The following is a 444-nucleotide window of genomic DNA, read 5'->3' on the forward strand; positions in this document are numbered from 1 at the left end:
GTCACTTTATGTGTCGGCAACCTTTTCAGCACATCACTTAAATAGGCATAGGGATCCAGCCCATTCAGCTTTGCTGACTGGATTAATGTCATAATATTGGCTGCTCGCTGACCGCTGCGCAGCGAACCTGCAAATAACCAGTTCTTACGTCCCAACGCCCAGGGGCGCATCTGGTTTTCCACCCAGTTATTGCAAATCGGTAGATTGCCATCATCCAGATAGCGGCTTAAAGCTGGCCAACGCTTCAGAGTGTAATTGATCGCCTTGGCGGTTGGAGAACTCGATGGCACAGTCAGTTGATGTTGGTTGAGCCATTCATACAGTTGTTGCATCACCGGTTGACTATGCTGTTGTCGGTATTCGCAGCGGTCTTCCGCTGTACCATCCGTCTTTTTTCTTAATTCTGCTTCTATCGCATATAATTTCTGAATCAGCACTAATGCC

At 47.7% G+C, this 444-nt stretch carries 1 protein-coding gene; it reads right to left on the bottom strand.

The window, feature by feature from the left end; genetic code table 11:
* A partial coding sequence (locus L6C30_RS14755; RefSeq protein ID WP_236163417.1) for a transposase occupies window positions 1-444 on the bottom strand: 444 nt, incomplete at both ends.

The sequence above is a fragment of the Acinetobacter sp. KAM396 genome (genome assembly GCF_021602765.1).
Lineage (GTDB): Bacteria > Pseudomonadota > Gammaproteobacteria > Pseudomonadales > Moraxellaceae > Acinetobacter > Acinetobacter towneri_A.